Raw genomic sequence first — 16328 nt, forward strand, 5'->3', positions numbered from 1 at the left:
CTCACTCGTGCGGCTCGCGGCGCGAGATGAACAGGTAGATGAGGGCGAAGACGAGCGAGACCACGACGAGGACGTTGCTGATGGCCGCGCCCTGGCCGAAGTCGAACTCGACGAACGACTTGTTGTAGGCGTTCGTGGCCAGCGTCTGCGTGGAGTTGGCGGGGCCGCCGCCGGTCAGGCCGAGGATGATGTCGACGACCTTGAGCGTGTAGACCACGCCGAGCACGATGACGATGCTCACCACCGACCGGATGTTGGGCCAGGTGATGTGCCGGAACGCGGTCCAGCCGGTGGCGCCGTCGAGCGCGCCCGCCTCGTACAGCTCCTTCGGCACGGCCTGCAGGCCGCTGTAGAGGATGGCGACGTTGAACGGGATGCCCAGCCAGATGTTCACGCCGATCACCCCGGCGAGTGCGAGCGTCGGATCGACCAGCCACGGCACGGCCGGGATGCCGAACAGGCCGAGGAACTGGTTGAGCGCGCCGCTCCCCTGGTCCAGCAGCCACTTCCAGACCGCGCTGGATGCGATCAGCGGCAGCAGCCAGGGCAGCAGCAGCAACGAGCGCAGGAAGCCGCTGAGCGGGAAGTTCCGCTTGAAGAACAGCGCGAGCGCGAGCCCGATCGCGAACTGGAAGGTGATCGAGCCGACCGTGAACAGCGCGGTGTTCACCAGCGTGGTCGTGAACAGGTAGCTCGACAGGATCGTCACGTAGTTGCCGAGCCCGACCCAGGGCGCGTGACCGCTGTAGAAGGTCGAGGTCGTGTACTCCTGGAAGCTCATGACGACGTTCTGGACGATCGGATAGCCGAAGAACATCGCCACGAACGCCATCGCGGGCAGCGTGAACAGCCACGGCGTGGCCCGCCTGAGCAGGCGCGCCCACAGCAGGTTGCGGCGGCCGCGCGCGGCGGCGGGGGAGAGGCTGAGCGGTGCCGAGGTCATCGCGCCGCTCCTTCGCCCTGTGCCAGGCGCAGGGCCTGCGCGGGCGGGGCCTTGCCGGTCAGCGCGAGCTGGACGCCGTTATAGATCTTGGTGGCCGCCTTCGGCCAGTCGGGCCCGAGCATCGCGGTACGTGAGCGCGCGGTCCGCACGGTGGTGACGAACGTCGCGATCGCCGGGTCCTCGGCCGCGGCGCGCTCGGCCACCTCAGGGTTCGTCGGTACGGTCTGCGTGACCTTGGCCGTTTCGAGCTGCTGCTCCGGTGAGACCAGGCACTTCACGAACCGTCCCGCGTCGGCCATCCTGGCCCGGTCGCCGGTGCGCGGCACCGTGAACAGCTCGCCGCCGAGCGGGGCGACCGTGGTCTGCGAGGCCAGCCGGGTCGGGATGGTGAACGTGCCCCAGTCGACGTCCCGCTGTTTTCTGAGCGCCGGGATCTGCCAGGGCCCGTTGACCACCATCGCGGCCTTGCCGGCGATGAACTGGTCGATGACGTCGTCCTGGCTCCAGATGATCGAGCTCTTCGACATCGAGCCGTCGTTTCGCAGATCGACCAGGAATTGCAGGGCCTGCACGGTCTCGGGGGTGGTGATGTCCTCCTCGGTGCCGCCGTTGCCCCACATGAACGGCAGGAACTGCCAGGAGCCCTCGTAGGTGTTGATGTTGCTCATCGCGAAGCCGTACCGGCCGGGCGCGGTGAGCCTTTTCGCGGTGGCGCGCAGCTCGTCCCAGGTTCTGGGGACTTTCGTGATGCCGGCCGCCTTGAACAGCGCTTTGTTGTAGAAGATGCTGAGCGTGTTCACCGAGGGGGCGAGGCCGTAGAGTTCTCCGGCGTACGTGCCCGCCTTCACCACGCCCGGCGTCATTCCCTCGCCGTGCATGCCGTAGTCGGAGAGCGGTGACAGCGCGCCTGACTCGGCGATCTGCTGGACGTCGGGGTTGTCGAGCATGAGCACGTCGGGCAGCGTGCGCGACGAGCTCTGCTGCAGCACCTTGGGGATCAGGCCGGGGCCGGCGATGTGATTGACCTGGATGTCGAGACCGGTCCTGCGCGCGCACGCCTGGTAGAGCGGGTCGCGCAGCTCGTCGTAGTAGTCCTGGATGACGAGCGGGCCGGTGTTGCGTACGCCGGCGGCCGCCCCGCCGCACGCCGACAGGGTGAGGGGAACGAGGACCGCCGCGACAGCCACTGTGGGCGCCTTCCCGTGACGCTTTCGTGCTGTCTCCATGTGAGCCACTCCTTGGGGGTCGCCACGGAGTCGATCAGGGGTCGAACAAAGTCGGAAATGGATCGGTGACAAGGAGAAAAGGGCTGCGGGAAGTGATCCGGCCGCTCGGGGCGGGGCCGGACGCTGCTTGATGTAAAGCGCTTAACCGCGCTGGCTTGACCGCTATGTTGCGCCTATCTCACCGTGATGTCAATAACAAGTTAAGCGCTTTACGAAACTCCGGCGGGCGATATAGTCACAGGTGCTTCGCGCGGCCCTGACGAGTCGGGAGGCGGCATCACATGGTCACGATGCGCGACGTCGCCGAGCGGGCGAACGTCTCGATCGCCACGGTCTCGTTCGTCATCAACGGCACCAAGCGGGTCGCGCCCGAGACCCGCGCCCGCATCGAGGCGGCCATCCAGGAGCTCAACTACCGGCGCAACGTCGTCGCCCGCGCCCTGGCCAGCTCGCGCACCCGCATACTCGCGCTGGCGCACCCCGATCTCGAGCCCAAGCCCAACGCCACGGTGATCCAGTTCGTCATGGGTGCGGCCCACGGCGCCCGCGAGCGCGGCTACGACCTGGTGCTGTGGCCGGTGAACGACGACGAGCAGATGTCGCACCTGCTGGCCGGCGGGCTGGTCGACGGCGTGCTGCTGATGGAGGTGCAGATCCGCGACGCGCGGGTGGAGCGGCTGCTCGCCGCACAGGTGCCGTTCGCGCTGATCGGCCGCACCGAGGACGACGACCTGCCGTACGTCGACATCGACTTCGCCACCACCATCCACCAGGCCGTCGAGCACCTGCGCGGTCACGGCCACGAGCGCGTCGCGCTGGTCACCCAGCAGACCGGCGCGGCCGGCGAGCCGGGCCGCATCAAGCGGGTGGAGTCGGCCTACCGCGACGCGATCGCGCCGCTCGGCCACCCGCCCGCGGTGATCGCCGTGGAGAGCACCAGCGCGGGCGGCCGGGACGCCGCCCGCCGCCTGCACGACGACTTCCCCGAGGTCACGGCCGCCGTCCTGGTCAACGAGGGCGCCGCGGCCGGGCTGGTGAAGGGCACGCGGGCGCTCGGCAGGCACGTGCCCGGCGACCTGTCGATCATCTCGGCGGCGACCACGCGCGAGCTGGGCGAGATGATCGAGCCCTCGCTCACCGTCATGGCCGCGCCCGCGGCCGAGCTGGGCCGGATGGCCGCCGACGCGCTCATCGACCGGCTCGAAGGAGCCGGAGAGGCGCCGCCCAGCGTGCTCATTCCGTGTGCGCTGGTGCCCGGCGAGTCGGTGGGGCCGCCACCGGCCCGCTGACGTCGAGCCCCGCGTCGGGGCCGACCAGCCTGGCCAGCGCCTCCTGCGCGGTCGCCCGTACGGCGGCGGGATCGTCGAGGTCGAAGCCGACGACGAGCCCGTCGCGCAGCACGAGCAGCAGGTCGGCCGTCCGCTCCGGGTCGAGCTGCCCGACCACATCGGCCCCGAGGAGGGCCGCGCGCTCGTCGAAGCCATCCACCAGGTGTGCCCGTACTCCAACGCCACGCGGGGCAACATGCCGGTCGAGCTGGTCATCGAGTAGGCCGCCGCTCCTTAAAAGTCTTTGTCAGGGAATCTCCCGAAGATGGCGGCCAACGTCATCGCTGTGATGTTCTGGCCTCCGGGGGAGACGCGTGGGCAGACTGTGGGGCCGGTCGTTGCGGACGCGGCTTGCGATGTTCGCCAGTGTCACGATGCTGCTGCTGAACGTCATCGTGAGCGCTTTCGTGCTGGTCGGAATCAGGGACGAGGTCGCCGACATCCGGGCGCACGACCTGTCCGTCGTGTCCGTGCGCGTGCTCATCATGATCAAGCAGCAGCGGCTGCCGCAGGTGCTCGAGCCCGCGGGCACCGACGGCATTCAGGTCATCGACCAGACCGGCCGGCCGGTGGCCTGGACGCCCAGCCTGGCGGGGCAGCCGCGCCTGACCACCGCCCTGCCGGGCCGCACCCAGGCCAACGACACCGGGACGCTGTGCAACCTGCCGGCCTTCCCCGGTGAGTGCAAGATCGTCGTCACGGTGACGGCGTACCAGCCGGAAGGCGAGTGGCTCGTCTACGCCTTCGGCCCCGCCGTGCCGTGGTACGTCAGCCCGCAGACCGTCCTCTTCCAGCTCGGCGTGTCGGTCGCGCTGATCGGGCTCACCTGGTTCGGGGTCTCCCGCATCGTGGCCAAGACGCTGGCCCCCGTCGGCAGCATCACCAGGAAGCTCGCCGAGATCAGCGCGGGCGGCGGCGGGCTGCGGGTGCCGGTACCCGACACCGAGGACGAGATCAGGGAGCTGGCCGAGACGAGCAACCAGACCCTGGAACGACTGGAGGGCGCGCTCACCGGGCTGCAGGAGGCGATGGAACGGCAGCGCAGGTTCGCCACCGACGCCTCACACGACCTGCGCAGCCCGATCACCGCGATGCGCACGCAGGTGGAGGACGCCCTGCTCTACCCCGAGGACGCCGACTGGGAGGAGACCGGCAGGAAGGTGCTGGCCAGCCTCGACCGGCTCCAGGCGATCGTGAACGACCTGCTCACGCTCAGCAAGCTCGACGCCGGCGCCCCCGACGAGCGCGCGCCCATCGACCTCGGCGAGCTGGTCGCCGCCGAGACCGCGCGGCCGCGCAGCAAGGAGGTCGTCACCACCCTGCAGACCGGCGTCGTCGTCACCGGCGACCGGCTGCAGCTGGCCCGCCTGCTGACGAACCTGCTCGACAACGCGGAACGGCACGCAGAACGGAAGATCATCGTGACCGTGCGGCGGCAGGGCGACGAGGCCGTGCTCGAAGTCGTGGACGACGGCGCGGGCATCGCGCCGGAGCAGCGCGAGTTCGTCTTCCAGCGCTTCACCCGGCTGGACGCCGCACGCAACCGCGACGCCGGCGGCACCGGGCTCGGCCTGCCCATCGCCAGGGAGATCGCGACCGCCCACCTCGGCACGCTGACCATCGAGGACTCCGACGTCGGCGCCCGGTTCGTGCTGCGCCTGCCGATCCTCGAGGACTGACCCCGCTCTGCCGGGACGCGAGCGGGTCGTGACGCGAGCGGTTGTGGCGCGAGCGGTTGTGGCGCGAGCGCGGCCGGCGGCATGACTGACTTGGGGGCGATCGGGGCACATGCAGATCCGGACCAGGTTTGTGCCACCGAGGAAGGAGCCCACATGGAACAGCCGGGGACCGGTAGCCGGAACGCCCAGGCGGCCACAGGAGAGGCGCGCGGCCACGTACGCTGCACGCCACCCGCCGCCGCCGAGCTGTTCGAGATCGCCGTCCTGGACACCACCGGCGGGGATCCGCACTGGCACACCATCGGCTGGGGCGTGGATCGCAGCGAGGCCGACTCCATCGCGCAGTCGTACGTCACCCGGCCCCTGTGCCCGTACGAGGAGGCCAGGATCCGGCAGAACGGGCACTTGGTCGGCGTGCACCGCCGCAGGTCCTGATTTTCGCCGCGGCTTTCGTGTAGCCGGCGCGGGACGGGGCGCGGCTCGGGTGCGTCAGCCGCGCTCGTCCATGACGCCGTACGCCGTCGCGCGGAAGAGGAACGACGCCCACGACCGGTAGGGCCGCCAGGCGTCGGCCAGCCGCCGGTACGCCGACGGCGGAGCGTCCTCCGGCAGCCCGTACGCCTCGCGCAGGTTCGCGAACAGCCGCGGCTCGTCACCGGGGAACGCGTCCGGCGCGCCCGCGCCCCTGATGAGGATCAGCCCCGCCGAGAACGGCCCCACGCCCGGCAGCTCCCGAAGCTGCGCCAGCGCCTCCTCGGGCGCGAGCGAGCGCAGGTGCTCGGTGGTGAGCAGGCCGTCGAGCGCCGCCCTGGCCAGGCCGCGCAGCCATTCCTCCTTCTGCGCGGGCAGTCCGAGCCCGCCCGCGTCCAGCAGCGAGACGGGCGGCGGGAACGCGACGAGCCGGTGCCCGTCCACCTCCACCTCGGCGCCGTACCGCTCCGCGATGCGCTGCTTGATCGCGGACGCCACGACCATCGACGAGCGCTGCACGATCACCGCCCAGCAGGCCGCCTCCCACGGGCTCCAGAAGCACACCGGCCGCAACCCGGGACGCAGCCGCTGCAGGTCGCCCAGCACCGGGTCGGCCTCGCCCACCTTGGCGAAGCCGGTGCCGTCCACGTCGAGCGACAGGATCCGCGCCACCTCGCCCCTGATCGCCGGACCGGCCGGACGCGTCGTGGCGACCCGCACGCCGCCCGGGGCGGCCGTCACGCGCACGCCGATCGGCCGCCAGTCGGCCTCGGCGCAGTACGCGAAGCGCAGCGTCCGCCCGTCGGACGGCAGCCTGCTCGTGACCGGCCAGTCCTCCACGAAGCGCAGGGAGTCGGCGAAATCGAACGGGCCCTCGGCGGTCAGCGTGAACTCGTGCGTGGTCATGCCGCGTATGGTAGGCGGGCCCGGCCGTGCCCTGAGGGCGGGGATTACGCTGAATCCCTGACGCCGACGTCAAAGGCACAGGTCACGGCACGGGCCGCGGAGGGGGACGGGATGCGAATCGGCGAGCTTGCCGCCAGGACCGGCGTGAGCGTGCGCGCGCTGCGCTACTACGAGGAGCAGCGCCTGCTCGCCTCCGAGCGCACCGCCAGCGGGCAGCGCGTCTACCCCGAGAGCGCGGTGGAGCGGGTCCGGCTCATCCGGCAGCTCTTCGCCGCCGGGCTCGCCAGCAAGGCCATCGAGCCGATCATGCCGTGCGTGGTGACCGGCGAGGTCGTGCCCGAGCTGCTCGAACGGCTGCGCGCCGAGCGCGAGCGCATGGACGCCAAGATCAACGAGCTGATCGCGGCCAGGGACAAGCTCGACGCCATCCTCGCCGGCGCCGACGCGGCCGCCCACAAGGGCAGGCCCTGCCCGCGCTGATCTCGGAGCCGGTGGGCCTCAGCGGGGGCGGAAGGCGTCGAGGAGCAGGTTCACCGTTCTGTGCCGGAGGTCGTCCGGCCAGCCGGCGGCGAGCGCGCCGTGGGTGACGGCGGTCAGCAGGGCCATGACCTCGTCGAGACGCACGTCCGCGCGGACCGTCCCGGCCTCGCGCGCCCCGTCGAGCAGCCTGGCGAAGACGTGGTCGAGCGCCATGATCTGCTCGCCCGGCTCGATGGGCGTGCCTTCATCGGCGAGCAGGCTCACCACGGCACCGGCTCCGGCCGAGCTGCCGACGAGGAACGTGAAGTACTCGAAGAACGCGGTGGCCGGATCGCCGCCGGCGATGAGCGCCTCCGCCTTCTCGATGCAGCCGGCGCCGCAGATCCTTCATGATCGCGGCGAGGAGGTCGCGCTTGGTGGGGAAGTGGCGGAACACCGTCCCGATGGCCACGCCGGCGCGGGCGGCGACCTCCTCGGTGGACGCGGAGGCACCCCGTTCGGCGAACACCTCCTCGGCGGCGGCCAGGATGCGGGCGCGGTTGCGCCGGGCGTCGGCGCGCATGGGCTTGCTGTCGGTCATCCGTCTGCTCGTTGACAAAAGTGAGTCGTGGACTCATATTCATAAAGTGAGTCTGTTACTCACCTTATCCTCGCCTCCGGAGGAAAGCCATGTCCGAGCGAACCTCGCGCGACCTCTTCGCCCGCTTCCAACGCAACGTCCTGTCCGGAGCGCCCGCCCTCGACGAGGAGATGCTGGCCGCCGACGTCGTGGTGGAGCAGCCGCACGCCCCTGACGGGCGGGGCACGATCGAGGGACGCGAGAAGGTCGTGGCGATGTCCCGGGCGGGCCGCGCGTCCCTCCCCGTCACGTTCGAGGAGTTCAGGGACGTGACCATCCACGACACCGCCGACCCCGAGGTGATCGTCGCCGAGTACCGGCTGGTCGGCACCGTCCCGGGGACCGGCGCGCGAGCCCACGCCGCGTTCGTCGTGGTGCTGCGCGCCAGGGACGGGCGGATCGTGCACTGGCGCGAGTACCAGGACCGCGCCGCCATCGCCGAAGCCCTGGCCTGACTGACCCCGGCCCGCCGCGTCGCGCGCTCAGGCGCGCCTGCCCGCCGTGTCGTCCCCTTCGGCGCGTCGCTTGCGGCGTCGCCTCACCGGCCCGCCTGGCGCCGCTCGCCGGCCCTGGCGTCGCCTCTCGCCCGGCCGCGTTGTCCGCCGCATGGTCCAGCCGGCTGTGTCGTCCTCGGCCCGTGGCGCTGCCCCGGCCTGTCGCGTTGTCCGGTGCCCGGCGGGTGGTGCGCCGTTCGGGTGCTGCTCGCTGCGGCACCGCCCACTGTCCGTGGGTGTCGCCTTGCCGTGGCCGCGTGCGGCCTCCTAGGCGCGTCGGCGTCACTTCCGGCCTGCGGCGTTGCTCCCTCTCGCCCTCCGTCCGCGGTGTCATCATGTCTCGTCGCGCGCGGCTTGCTTCGGCGTCTCCGGTGTCAGCCCTGGCGCGCGGTGGCGCCCGTTTTCGGCGGTTGTCCCGTTACGCGGGTGGGGCGCCGGGTGGGAGGGTGGGGAGGGTCTTCGGGGGGCCCTGGTCGATGAGGCGGAGGAGGGCGTCCGTGTTCAGGTTCTGCTCCACCAGGTCGGCGAGGGCGTCCAGGCGGTGCTCGCGTAGCCGGGCGAAGTCGGTGTCCGGGGCGGGGGTGAAGTCCCGGCCGGCTCGGCGGGCCACGTCGGTGAGGAAGGCGCGGCGGAAGCCGTCGTTCTCCAGGGCGCCGTGCCAGGTGGTGCCGAAGACGTTCGCCGAGCGGCAGCCGTCGAGGAAGGGCTCGCCGCCCTCCACGGTCGGGATCCCGTGGTGGATCTCGTACGCGCGCACCGGCTCCCCGTACGCCGTCCCCGCGGGTCTGCCGAGCCGCTTGTCCGCCCCGAACACGAACCGCACCGGCAGCAGCCCGAGCCCCTCGACCCGGCCCGCCCCCGACTCGACGTCGTCCACGATCTCCCGTCCGAGCATCTGAAAGCCGCCGCAGATCCCGAGAATCGGCCCGGTTCGCTCGCGCAGGGCCGCGGCCATGCCGTTCTCCCGCAGCCAGGCGAGGTCGGCGACGGTGGCCCGGGAGCCGGGCAGCACGACGAGGTCGGCGTCGTCCAGCTCGGCGGCCCCGGTGGCGAAGCGCACGACCACACCGGGCTCGGCGGCGAGCGCGTCCACGTCGGTGAAGTTCGAGATGCGCGGCAGCCGTACGACGGCGACCCGCAGCGTCTGCCGCCCGTACGGGGGCCGCACGGCCACCTGCCGCCCGTCGAGCGCCAGCGAGTCCTCGACGTCCAGCCAGAGCCCGTCCAGCCAGGGCAGCACTCCGTACACCTCGCGGCCGGTGAGCTTCCTGAGCATGTCGAGCCCCGGTTCGAGCAGCTCCTTCGCGCCCCTGAACTTGTTGACCACGAACCCCGCCACATGCGCCTGGTCGGCGGCGTCCAGGAGGCCGACCGTGCCGTAGAAGGCGGCGAACACCCCGCCCCTGTCGATGTCGCCGACCACGATGACGGGCAGGTTCGCGGCCCTGGCCAGGCCCATGTTGGCGATGTCGCCGCGACGCAGGTTGATCTCCGCCGGACTGCCCGCGCCCTCGCACACCACCACGTCGTACTGCTTCCTGAGCCGCTCCAGCGCCTCCAGCGCGGTCGTGCGCAGCAGGTCCTTCAGCGCGCCGTACTCCATGGCGTCCACGTCCGCGACCGGGCGGCCCATGAGCACGACCTGGCTGCGGCGGTCGCTGCCCGGTTTGAGGAGGATCGGGTTCATGCCGGCGGTCGGTTCGAGGCCGGCGGCCCGCGCCTGAACGGCCTGCGCGCGGCCGATCTCGGCACCGTCGGCCGTGACGTACGAGTTGAGCGACATGTTCTGCGCCTTGAAGGGCGCGACGCGCACGCCCTGGCGGGCCAGCCAGCGGCAGATGCCCGCCGTGACCACGCTCTTCCCCGCGTCGGAGGTGGTGCCCGCCACCAGGAGTGCGCCGTTGACCATGGCCCACACGGTACCGAAGCCGCAGATCACGAAATTTCCCGGTAACCGGCCATTTACGAACGCTGTGATCTCTGTCACTCTGTCTAGAACATCGCCCTAGAACTGGATTCTAGAGTTAGCTAGCGAAAGGGTGGGCATGGTCGGGACGTTCGGCTCGCCACGTACGGGCACCATCGACGCGCGGTCCCGCGCACCGTTCGGCTGGGCACCGCTGGTGGTGCTGTTCATCGTCGGGCTCGTGGACAGGATGGAGGCCAACCTGCTGTCGGGCGTGCTCCCGCTCATCCAGCAGGAATGGCGATTCAGCGACACCGCGGCGGGCTCCATCCCGACCGCCGCGGCTCTGGCCGCCGCCGTGGTCTCCCTGCCGGCCGGTTACCTGGCCGACCGCTTCAGCCGTACCCGGATCATCGCGATCGTCGTCTTCTGCTGGGCGCTCGCCACGCTCGGCTCCGGCCTGGCCACCGGGTTCGCCATGTTCTACCTGATGCGCGTGCTGCTGGCCGCCGCCGAGAACATCGACAACCCGGCCGCGGGCAGCCTGCTCGCCGACTACTACCCGCCCGCCAGCAGGGCCAAGGCGTACGGGCTCACCCGCGTCACCACGTACCTCGGCGGCGTCGGCACCCTGCTCGGCGCGCAGCTCGCCGCCGCGTTCTCCTGGCGGACGGCGTTCCTCATCATGGTCGTGCCGGGCGTGCTCACGGCGCTGCTGGTCTGGATGCTGCGCGAGCCGCGGCGCGGCGAGCTGGACCGGCTGATCGCCGCCGGCGCGATCGCCCCCACCCGTCAGGGACCGCATCCGGCGGGGCCACCTCCGGGGCCGGCGATTCCGCGTCCGGGACCTTCGCGACCGGGTCCGGGTCCGGCGAGTCCGCATCCGGTGCCTTTACGACCGCGTCCGGGGCCTTCACAACCGGGGCCGGGTCCGGGGCATCGCGGGAGGGCAAGCCGCCGTTCCTCAAGCAGATCCGCAGCGTGGCGGTCATCCCGACACTGCTGTTCGTCTGCGTCGGGCTCGCCCTGCTCAGTCTCGGGCTGGCCGGGGTGTTCTTCTGGCTGCCCACGTTCATGGTGCGCACCCTCGGCGCGGACGTCGCCACGGCAGGTACGATCAGCGGCCTGCTCACCATCGCGGGCACGCTCACCGGCACCCTCATCGGCTCCTGGCTGGGCAGGAAGTGGCACGGCACGATCAAGGGCGGCCGCCTGCTCGCGGGCGGCGGCGGCATCACGGCAGGCTCGGTGGTGCTGGCCGGAGCGCTGTCCATGGACTCGATCGGCACGCTGGCCGGGCTGACGCTGGTGTCGAGCGCGCTGATGTCGATCGCGATCCCCAACATGACGGCCTGCCTGGCCGACGTGGTTCCCGCCGCCTCCCGCGGGCTGGGCTTCGCCGTCCTGCAGCTCTTCCTGACCGTCGGTACGGCCTTCGGCTCGCTGGTCGTCGGCATCGTCTCCGACGCGACCGGCTCGCTGCTGACCGGCATGTACGTCCTGATCATCCCCATGGTCGCAGGCGGCCTGCTCACGCTGGGGGCCAGGCCGTCGTTCGAGCGGGACGCGGCGAAGGTCCTGGAGGACGCCCGCCGCTGAAGCTCGGCGGCGGGCACCCCACGAGGACGCCCGCCGCCGGAACCTTTCGCTGCTCAGCCCTCAGGCGGCATGCGCCGTTCCCGCTCTTCCTGCGTCGGAGGCTGCTGCTGCTCCGCCTGCTCACCGGGCTGCTGCTCCTGTCCGCCACCGTAGCGCTGCTGGATGGTGTCGGCGCCCTTGCTGATGTGCTCGTCGTACTTGTGGCCGGTGCGCTCCTTGGCGTACTCCTCGGCGCGGTCGACGATCTGGTCGGCCTGCTTGGAGTGCCCCCTGGCGAAATCCTCTGCCTTCTTCAGCCACTCTCCGATGCGGCTCATGACCATTTCCCCGTTTCTATCGGTTACGTCCGCCCCCTACCCCGCCAACCTGGGTTGATGTCTTTGCCGGAAATCGGCAGCGAAAGGCCCCGCAAACTGCCGTACTCGCCCCATGACGCCGAACCGCCGCCGGCGCGACGATGCGGGCATGACAGCAGCGGTGCAGGCCGAAGGTCTGACCAAGTACTACGGCGACCGCCGCGGCCTTGAAGACCTCACGCTCGGCATCCGGCCGGGGGAGGTCTTCGGCTACCTCGGTCCCAACGGCGCGGGGAAGACCACGACGCTCAGGCTCCTCCTCGACGTCATCATGGCCCACCAGGGGCACCGTACGCGTGCTCGGCGGCCACCCCTGCGACCCCGCCGTCCGCGCGAGGATGGGCTACCTGCCCGGCGAGCTGGTGCTGGAGGGTCGCGACCGGGCCGCCGACTACCTGCGCTTCCTCGGCCGGGTTCGCGGTGGCGTGCCCGCCGCCCGCATCGAGGCCCTGGCGGAACGCTTCGACGCCGACCTGTCGGTGCCCATGCGCAGGCTGTCCAAGGGCAACCGGCAGAAGATCAGGCGGTGACGTACCGGCTGGAACGCATCCGTCGCCTGACCGGCTTCTTCCCCGGACGACCCCACGCAGCGCTTCACGCTGGAGACGGCCGTGCTGGGCGCCCGCCTCCTCGGCTGGCCGGACGCCTTCGGCAAGGAGCCGAGGTCTTAGCCGGAGTCAGTCGCTGACCGCCAGCCGTACCCCGAACCCGACGATCACCACCCCGGTCACCCGATCGAGGAGCCGCCGCACCCGAGCCGACCGCAGGAACCCGCTCATCAGCGACGCGAACCAGATCACCGCCATGCTCCACACCAGCCCCTCGGCCACGTGCACCCCGGCCAGCGCCAGCCCCATGAGCGCGTGCGGCACCCCGTCAGGGATGAACTGCGGGAGCATCGCCACGTAGAACGCCCCCACCTTCGGATTGAGCAGGTTCGTCACCAGCCCTCTTCTGAACCCCCTCCAGAAGCGGACCTCCTGCCCGTCCACCCCCTCATGGCCGGAGGCGTCCCGCGCCAGCAGCATGCGCACCCCCATCCACACCAGGTACGCCGCTCCCGCCCAGCGCAGCACGTCGTAGGCCACCTGCGAGGCCGCCAGCAACGCCGACAGCCCCGCGGCGGTGAGCACACCCCACATCAACGTGCCGAGCTGGATGCCCAGCGTCACGCCCACGGCCGGACGCCGCCCGGCCAGCAGGGACGTACGCAGGACCAACGCCGTGTCCAGACCCGGCGTGACCGTGAGCAGCGCGACCACGGCCGCGAACGACCAGATCGATGTGGCGATGTCCATGAAGGTCAGGGTATGAGGAGGAGCTTCCCCGTGGTGCGCCGCCCCGCCAGGTCCTCATGCGCCTGCCGCGCCTCGGCCAGCGGGTAGCGGTGGGAGACGTTGATCCGTACCTGGCCCTTCTCGATCCAGCCGAACAGGTCGGACGCGCGCTGCAGCAGCTCAGCCCGCTCCGCCACGTAGTGCGCCAGCGTCGGCCTGGTCAGGAAGAGCGAGCCCTGCTTGTTGAGCACCTGCGGGTCGACCGGCGGTACGGGGCCGCTGGCGGCGCCGTACAGGGCCATCAGGCCGCGCGGGCGCAGCACCTCCAGGCCGCCGTCGAACGTGGCCTTGCCGACGCCGTCGTACACCACGTCGATCGAGCCCCGCAGCGCCTGCGCGAAGTCGTCGTAGCGCAGCACCTCGTCCGCCCCGGCCTCCCTGGCCAGCTTCTCCTTCTCGCTGGTGGAGACCGTCGTGTACACCGTGGCGCCCTTGAGCTTGGCAAGCTGGATCAGCAGCTGCCCCATGCCGCCCGCCCCGGCGTGCACCAGCACCCGGTCGCCCTCCTTCACCTCGAACGTGGAGTGCGTCAGGTAGTGGGCGGTCATGCCCTGCAACATCGCCGCGGCGGCCAGCTCGGCCGGCACGTCGTCCGGCACCGGCACCACCCGGTCGGCCGGCACCACGGCCTTCTCCGTGTAACTGCCCAGCACGCTCGCCCAGGCCACCGTGTCACCCACCTTGACGTCCTGCACGCCGGGGCCGACGGCGGACACGGTGCCTGCGCCTTCGGAACCGATGGTGGCAGGCAGGTCGAGGGGGTAGGCGCCGGAGCGGTGGTAGATGTCGATGAAGTTCACGCCGCTGGCGGCCACGTCGACCACCACCTCACCCTCACCGGGCACCGGATCGGGACGCTCGACGTACTCGAGAACCTCTGGACCGCCGTGGGCGGAGACAATGATCGCATGCATACCTCCTAGTCAACCCCGCCTCCGCCGACCCCCGCCACCCGCCGTACGCGGTCGGCCGCCCAGCTTGGCAGGGGCGCTGCCCGCGCGCAGCTCCGGGCAACGGAGTGAGGACTGCATGCCGTTCCGAGCTGCGGGCGAGGACCGCGCACCGTTGCGTGGACGGCGCGAGGCCGCCCGCAGCGCCGTTCCGGGGCGCGGGAGAGGCCCGCGCGGTGCTTCCAGGGCACGGAGCGAGGTCCGCGGTGCTGTTCTGGGCGCGGGATGTGGTCCGTAGTGCTGTTCCGGGCGCGGACGCGGTTGGTGGTGCTGTCTGGGCGCGGGATGTGGTCTGCGGTGCCGTTTCGGGCGGGGGATGGGTCTGTGGTGCTGTTTCGGGCGGGGGATGTGGTCCGTGGTGCCGTTCTGGGTGCGGGGGCGAAGGCCACGTGCCCTTCGGGGGTGCCGGTGGGATCTGCGTGCCGTTGCGGGTTGCGCGACGATGCCCGCGTGCCGTTGCGGGTTGCGCGACGATGCCCGCGTGCAGCCGTTCTCGCCTCGCGAGCTCACGGGTGCTCCTGCGGGTCAGGCGCACTCCGGCGAGCGGGCCACCGTCGAGTTCCACACTCCGGCGAGCGGGGCTTTGCCGGGTGCCGGCGGCTACGGCGAGGCCGCCGGGGCGTGGCGCCGGGTTCGCCCTGCCGCTGAATATCGGGGCAGCGCTAACCCAACCTCACACGGGCGGCGCTAACCCGGGATTTGCCGGGCAACGCTCAGCGGCGCGGCTTTCTCGTCGCCTGCCGAACCTTGCCGGGCAGCGCTAACCCGGTGCCGACGCGTCGCTGGGGAGGTGCCGGCCCGGGTCGCCGACGCGTTACTGAGACGGCGCTGCGCTCGGGCCGCCGAGGCGGCGCGAGGCACAGTCGGCCCGGCCTCGGCGCTACACGGTGCAGTCCTCAGACCAAGGCGCCGGCTTCCAGGGCCGCCCAGGTCGCGCTGCCCGGGCCGGCGGTCAGGCCGTGGGGTCTGCCCTGCGGCGTGGGACGGTCGGCCTGGCTGCGGCGTTACGAGGTGCGGTCCACTCGGGCCAGGGCGCCGGCTTCCAGGGCCACCCAGATCGCGCCGTCCGGGCCGGCGGTCAGGCCGTGGGGCTCTGCCCGGCGTTCGGTGGCCGGCCCCTGATCAGCCTCCTTGTGCTCGGCGTTCGTTCCCCGCGAGGCGTCTTCGTGCCCAGCGCTCGTTCCCCGCGAGGCGTCCTCGCGCTCGTCGTTCACCCCCTGCGCTTCCTCACCGCGTTCGGTGGGAGCCGGCACCGAAGGGAGGGGGTGTTCGGTGATGTGGCCGTCCACGGTGATGCGGCCGAGGCGGCCGATGCCCCACTCGGTGAACCAGAGGGCGCCGTCGGGGCCGGGGATGATGGCGTGGGGACGGGCGGCGCGGTCGGGGAGCGGGTATTCGGTGATCTTGCCGTTGACGTCGATCCGGCCGATCTGGCCTGCGCCGATCTCGACGAACCAGAGCGCGTCGTCGGGCCCCCGCGTGATCCCCACCGGCGCCGCGCCCTCCGTGGGCAGCGCGTGCACGGTCACCTCGCCCGACAGCGAGATCCGGCCGATGGCGTTGCCCTGGTTGAGCGTGAACCAGAGCGCGTCGTCAGGACCGGCCGTGATGAACGACGGCATGCCGCCCTTGACCGGCACCTCGTAGGAGGTGATCGTGCCGTCGGCGGCGATGCGCCCGATGCTGTCGGTCTGCATGTGGGTGAGCCACATCGCGCCGTCCGGCCCGGCGGCCAGCCCGTACGGCGAGTCGACGGTGTGCACCGTACGCCGCCCGTCGGCGGTGATGCGCGTGACCCGGCCGCCCTGCCACTCGCTGAACCACATGGCGTCGTCGTGGCCGCGCACGATCACCGTGGGCTGCCCGTCGGCCGGGTCGAGCTGGTGGATCTCAGGCTTCTCGCCCGGCACCAGCCGCCCGACGCGCCCTTCGTGGACGAGCGTGAACCACAGTGCGCCGTCGGCGGCGGTCGCGATGCCGTACGGCGAGCCGCAGTCGATCATGGTCAACATGGGAGTCCCCCCGATGGTGGTG

At 71.5% G+C, this 16328-nt stretch carries 18 protein-coding genes and 2 pseudogenes; 9 read left to right on the forward strand and 11 right to left on the reverse strand.

From position 1 onward, the window contains the following. Position 1 precedes the first annotated feature (1 nt). A complete protein-coding gene (locus WBK31_RS02875; protein ID WP_406674289.1) occupies positions 2 to 943 on the reverse strand; it encodes a carbohydrate ABC transporter permease in 942 nt (313 codons plus the stop codon). Continuing rightward, on the reverse strand, positions 940 to 2130 hold the full coding sequence (locus tag WBK31_RS02880; protein ID WP_364057969.1) for an extracellular solute-binding protein: 1191 nt from the start codon (positions 2128 to 2130) through the stop codon (positions 940 to 942). The genes WBK31_RS02875 and WBK31_RS02880 overlap by 4 nt, the downstream gene beginning before the upstream one ends. 320 nt (positions 2131 to 2450) lie before the next feature. Between WBK31_RS02880 and WBK31_RS02885 the strand changes: the two genes are divergently transcribed. Further along, positions 2451 to 3458 (forward strand): LacI family DNA-binding transcriptional regulator, encoded by a 1008-nt coding sequence (locus WBK31_RS02885; RefSeq protein ID WP_364057966.1) that lies wholly within the window; start codon positions 2451 to 2453, stop codon positions 3456 to 3458. Here the strand turns inward: WBK31_RS02885 and WBK31_RS02890 are convergent. Further along, on the reverse strand, positions 3403 to 3657 hold the full coding sequence (locus WBK31_RS02890) for a hypothetical protein (RefSeq protein ID WP_378784778.1): 255 nt from the start codon (positions 3655 to 3657) through the stop codon (positions 3403 to 3405). The genes WBK31_RS02885 and WBK31_RS02890 overlap by 56 nt on opposite strands. A gap of 196 nt (positions 3658 to 3853) precedes the next feature. Between WBK31_RS02890 and WBK31_RS02895 the strand changes: the two genes are divergently transcribed. Further along, positions 3854 to 5176 carry a HAMP domain-containing sensor histidine kinase gene (locus WBK31_RS02895; protein WP_364057960.1) on the forward strand — a complete coding sequence of 441 codons (1323 nt, stop codon included), beginning with the start codon at positions 3854 to 3856 and terminating at the stop codon, positions 5174 to 5176. A gap of 153 nt (positions 5177 to 5329) precedes the next feature. After that, positions 5330 to 5611, forward strand: coding sequence for a hypothetical protein (locus WBK31_RS02900; RefSeq protein ID WP_364057957.1), 282 nt, complete (start codon positions 5330 to 5332; stop codon positions 5609 to 5611). Between the two features lie 54 nt (positions 5612 to 5665). Here the strand turns inward: WBK31_RS02900 and WBK31_RS02905 are convergent, their stop codons facing one another. Beyond that, positions 5666 to 6553 carry a DNA-3-methyladenine glycosylase family protein gene (locus tag WBK31_RS02905; protein WP_378784774.1) on the reverse strand — a complete coding sequence of 296 codons (888 nt, stop codon included), beginning with the start codon at positions 6551 to 6553 and terminating at the stop codon, positions 5666 to 5668. A gap of 111 nt (positions 6554 to 6664) precedes the next feature. Between WBK31_RS02905 and WBK31_RS02910 the strand changes: the two genes are divergently transcribed. After that, on the forward strand, positions 6665 to 7033 hold the full coding sequence (locus tag WBK31_RS02910; protein WP_364057951.1) for a MerR family transcriptional regulator: 369 nt from the start codon (positions 6665 to 6667) through the stop codon (positions 7031 to 7033). A gap of 18 nt (positions 7034 to 7051) precedes the next feature. Here the strand turns inward: WBK31_RS02910 and WBK31_RS02915 are convergent, their stop codons facing one another. Then, a complete protein-coding gene (locus tag WBK31_RS02915; RefSeq protein ID WP_406675441.1) occupies positions 7052 to 7378 on the reverse strand; it encodes a hypothetical protein in 327 nt (108 codons plus the stop codon). Further along, positions 7278 to 7613: a helix-turn-helix domain-containing protein gene (locus WBK31_RS02920; protein WP_406674290.1), complete on the reverse strand. Its 336-nt coding sequence runs from the start codon at positions 7611 to 7613 to the stop codon at positions 7278 to 7280. The genes WBK31_RS02915 and WBK31_RS02920 overlap by 101 nt, the downstream gene beginning before the upstream one ends. 89 nt (positions 7614 to 7702) lie before the next feature. Between WBK31_RS02920 and WBK31_RS02925 the strand changes: the two genes are divergently transcribed. Further along, complete coding sequence (locus tag WBK31_RS02925) at positions 7703 to 8107, forward strand: nuclear transport factor 2 family protein (protein ID WP_406674291.1); 405 nt, start codon at positions 7703 to 7705, stop codon at positions 8105 to 8107. Positions 8108 to 8564: 457 nt separating this feature from the next. Here WBK31_RS02925 and WBK31_RS02930 read toward each other — a convergent pair whose 3' ends face one another. Then, the gene (locus WBK31_RS02930; protein ID WP_406674292.1) at positions 8565 to 10055 is read right to left on the reverse strand and encodes a cobyric acid synthase; all 1491 of its coding nucleotides are present in this window, start codon (positions 10053 to 10055) and stop codon (positions 8565 to 8567) included. 247 nt (positions 10056 to 10302) lie between these two features. Here WBK31_RS02930 and WBK31_RS02935 point away from each other — a divergent pair. Both WBK31_RS02935 and WBK31_RS02940 read left to right on the forward strand, forming a co-directional pair. Continuing rightward, positions 10303 to 10752 (forward strand): annotated as a pseudogene (locus WBK31_RS02935) (MFS transporter); the annotation flags it as partial. A gap of 281 nt (positions 10753 to 11033) precedes the next feature. Next, complete coding sequence (locus WBK31_RS02940) at positions 11034 to 11651, forward strand: MFS transporter (protein WP_406674293.1); 618 nt, start codon at positions 11034 to 11036, stop codon at positions 11649 to 11651. A gap of 53 nt (positions 11652 to 11704) precedes the next feature. Here the strand turns inward: WBK31_RS02940 and WBK31_RS02945 are convergent, their stop codons facing one another. Continuing rightward, the gene (locus WBK31_RS02945) at positions 11705 to 11968 is read right to left on the reverse strand and encodes an antitoxin (protein WP_364057936.1); all 264 of its coding nucleotides are present in this window, start codon (positions 11966 to 11968) and stop codon (positions 11705 to 11707) included. A gap of 148 nt (positions 11969 to 12116) precedes the next feature. Between WBK31_RS02945 and WBK31_RS02950 the strand changes: the two are divergent. Both WBK31_RS02950 and WBK31_RS02955 read left to right on the forward strand, forming a co-directional pair. Continuing rightward, positions 12117 to 12242, forward strand: a pseudogene (locus tag WBK31_RS02950) (ABC transporter ATP-binding protein); the annotation flags it as partial. A gap of 61 nt (positions 12243 to 12303) precedes the next feature. Continuing rightward, positions 12304 to 12537, forward strand: a complete 234-nt coding sequence (locus WBK31_RS02955; protein ID WP_378790277.1) for a hypothetical protein — start codon at positions 12304 to 12306, stop codon at positions 12535 to 12537. A gap of 147 nt (positions 12538 to 12684) precedes the next feature. Here WBK31_RS02955 and WBK31_RS02960 read toward each other — a convergent pair whose 3' ends face one another. The 3 genes from WBK31_RS02960 to WBK31_RS02970 all read right to left on the reverse strand — a co-directional run bounded on the left by WBK31_RS02960 (position 12685) and on the right by WBK31_RS02970 (position 16297). After that, positions 12685 to 13305, reverse strand: coding sequence for a LysE family translocator (locus tag WBK31_RS02960; RefSeq protein WP_364057930.1), 621 nt, complete (start codon positions 13303 to 13305; stop codon positions 12685 to 12687). A gap of 5 nt (positions 13306 to 13310) precedes the next feature. After that, on the reverse strand, positions 13311 to 14258 hold the full coding sequence (locus tag WBK31_RS02965; protein ID WP_364057927.1) for a quinone oxidoreductase: 948 nt from the start codon (positions 14256 to 14258) through the stop codon (positions 13311 to 13313). Positions 14259 to 15298: 1040 nt separating this feature from the next. Beyond that, positions 15299 to 16297, reverse strand: coding sequence for a virginiamycin B lyase (locus WBK31_RS02970; protein WP_406675442.1), 999 nt, complete (start codon positions 16295 to 16297; stop codon positions 15299 to 15301). Positions 16298 to 16328: the final 31 nt, after the last annotated feature.

The sequence above is a fragment of the Nonomuraea sp. N2-4H genome, from assembly GCF_045291505.1.
GTDB lineage: Bacteria > Actinomycetota > Actinomycetes > Streptosporangiales > Streptosporangiaceae > Nonomuraea > Nonomuraea fastidiosa.

Excerpts from the sequence above, each read along its gene's own strand:
- WBK31_RS02900 (WP_364057957.1), top strand. The coding sequence starts at position 5,330 with ATGGAACAGCCGGGGACCGGTAGCCGGAACGCCCAGGCGGCCACAGGA.
- WBK31_RS02910 (WP_364057951.1), top strand. The coding sequence starts at position 6,665 with ATGCGAATCGGCGAGCTTGCCGCCAGGACCGGCGTGAGCGTGCGCGCG.
- WBK31_RS02895 (WP_364057960.1), top strand. The coding sequence starts at position 3,854 with ATGTTCGCCAGTGTCACGATGCTGCTGCTGAACGTCATCGTGAGCGCT.
- WBK31_RS02885 (WP_364057966.1), top strand. The coding sequence starts at position 2,451 with ATGGTCACGATGCGCGACGTCGCCGAGCGGGCGAACGTCTCGATCGCC.
- WBK31_RS02905 (WP_378784774.1), bottom strand. The coding sequence starts at position 6,553 with ATGACCACGCACGAGTTCACGCTGACCGCCGAGGGCCCGTTCGATTTC.
- WBK31_RS02945 (WP_364057936.1), bottom strand. The coding sequence starts at position 11,968 with ATGAGCCGCATCGGAGAGTGGCTGAAGAAGGCAGAGGATTTCGCCAGG.
- WBK31_RS02920 (WP_406674290.1), bottom strand. The coding sequence starts at position 7,613 with ATGACCGACAGCAAGCCCATGCGCGCCGACGCCCGGCGCAACCGCGCC.
- WBK31_RS02930 (WP_406674292.1), bottom strand. The coding sequence starts at position 10,055 with ATGGTCAACGGCGCACTCCTGGTGGCGGGCACCACCTCCGACGCGGGG.
- WBK31_RS02970 (WP_406675442.1), bottom strand. The coding sequence starts at position 16,297 with ATGATCGACTGCGGCTCGCCGTACGGCATCGCGACCGCCGCCGACGGC.
- WBK31_RS02965 (WP_364057927.1), bottom strand. The coding sequence starts at position 14,258 with ATGCATGCGATCATTGTCTCCGCCCACGGCGGTCCAGAGGTTCTCGAG.
- WBK31_RS02960 (WP_364057930.1), bottom strand. The coding sequence starts at position 13,305 with ATGGACATCGCCACATCGATCTGGTCGTTCGCGGCCGTGGTCGCGCTG.
- WBK31_RS02875 (WP_406674289.1), bottom strand. The coding sequence starts at position 943 with ATGACCTCGGCACCGCTCAGCCTCTCCCCCGCCGCCGCGCGCGGCCGC.
- WBK31_RS02925 (WP_406674291.1), top strand. The coding sequence starts at position 7,703 with ATGTCCGAGCGAACCTCGCGCGACCTCTTCGCCCGCTTCCAACGCAAC.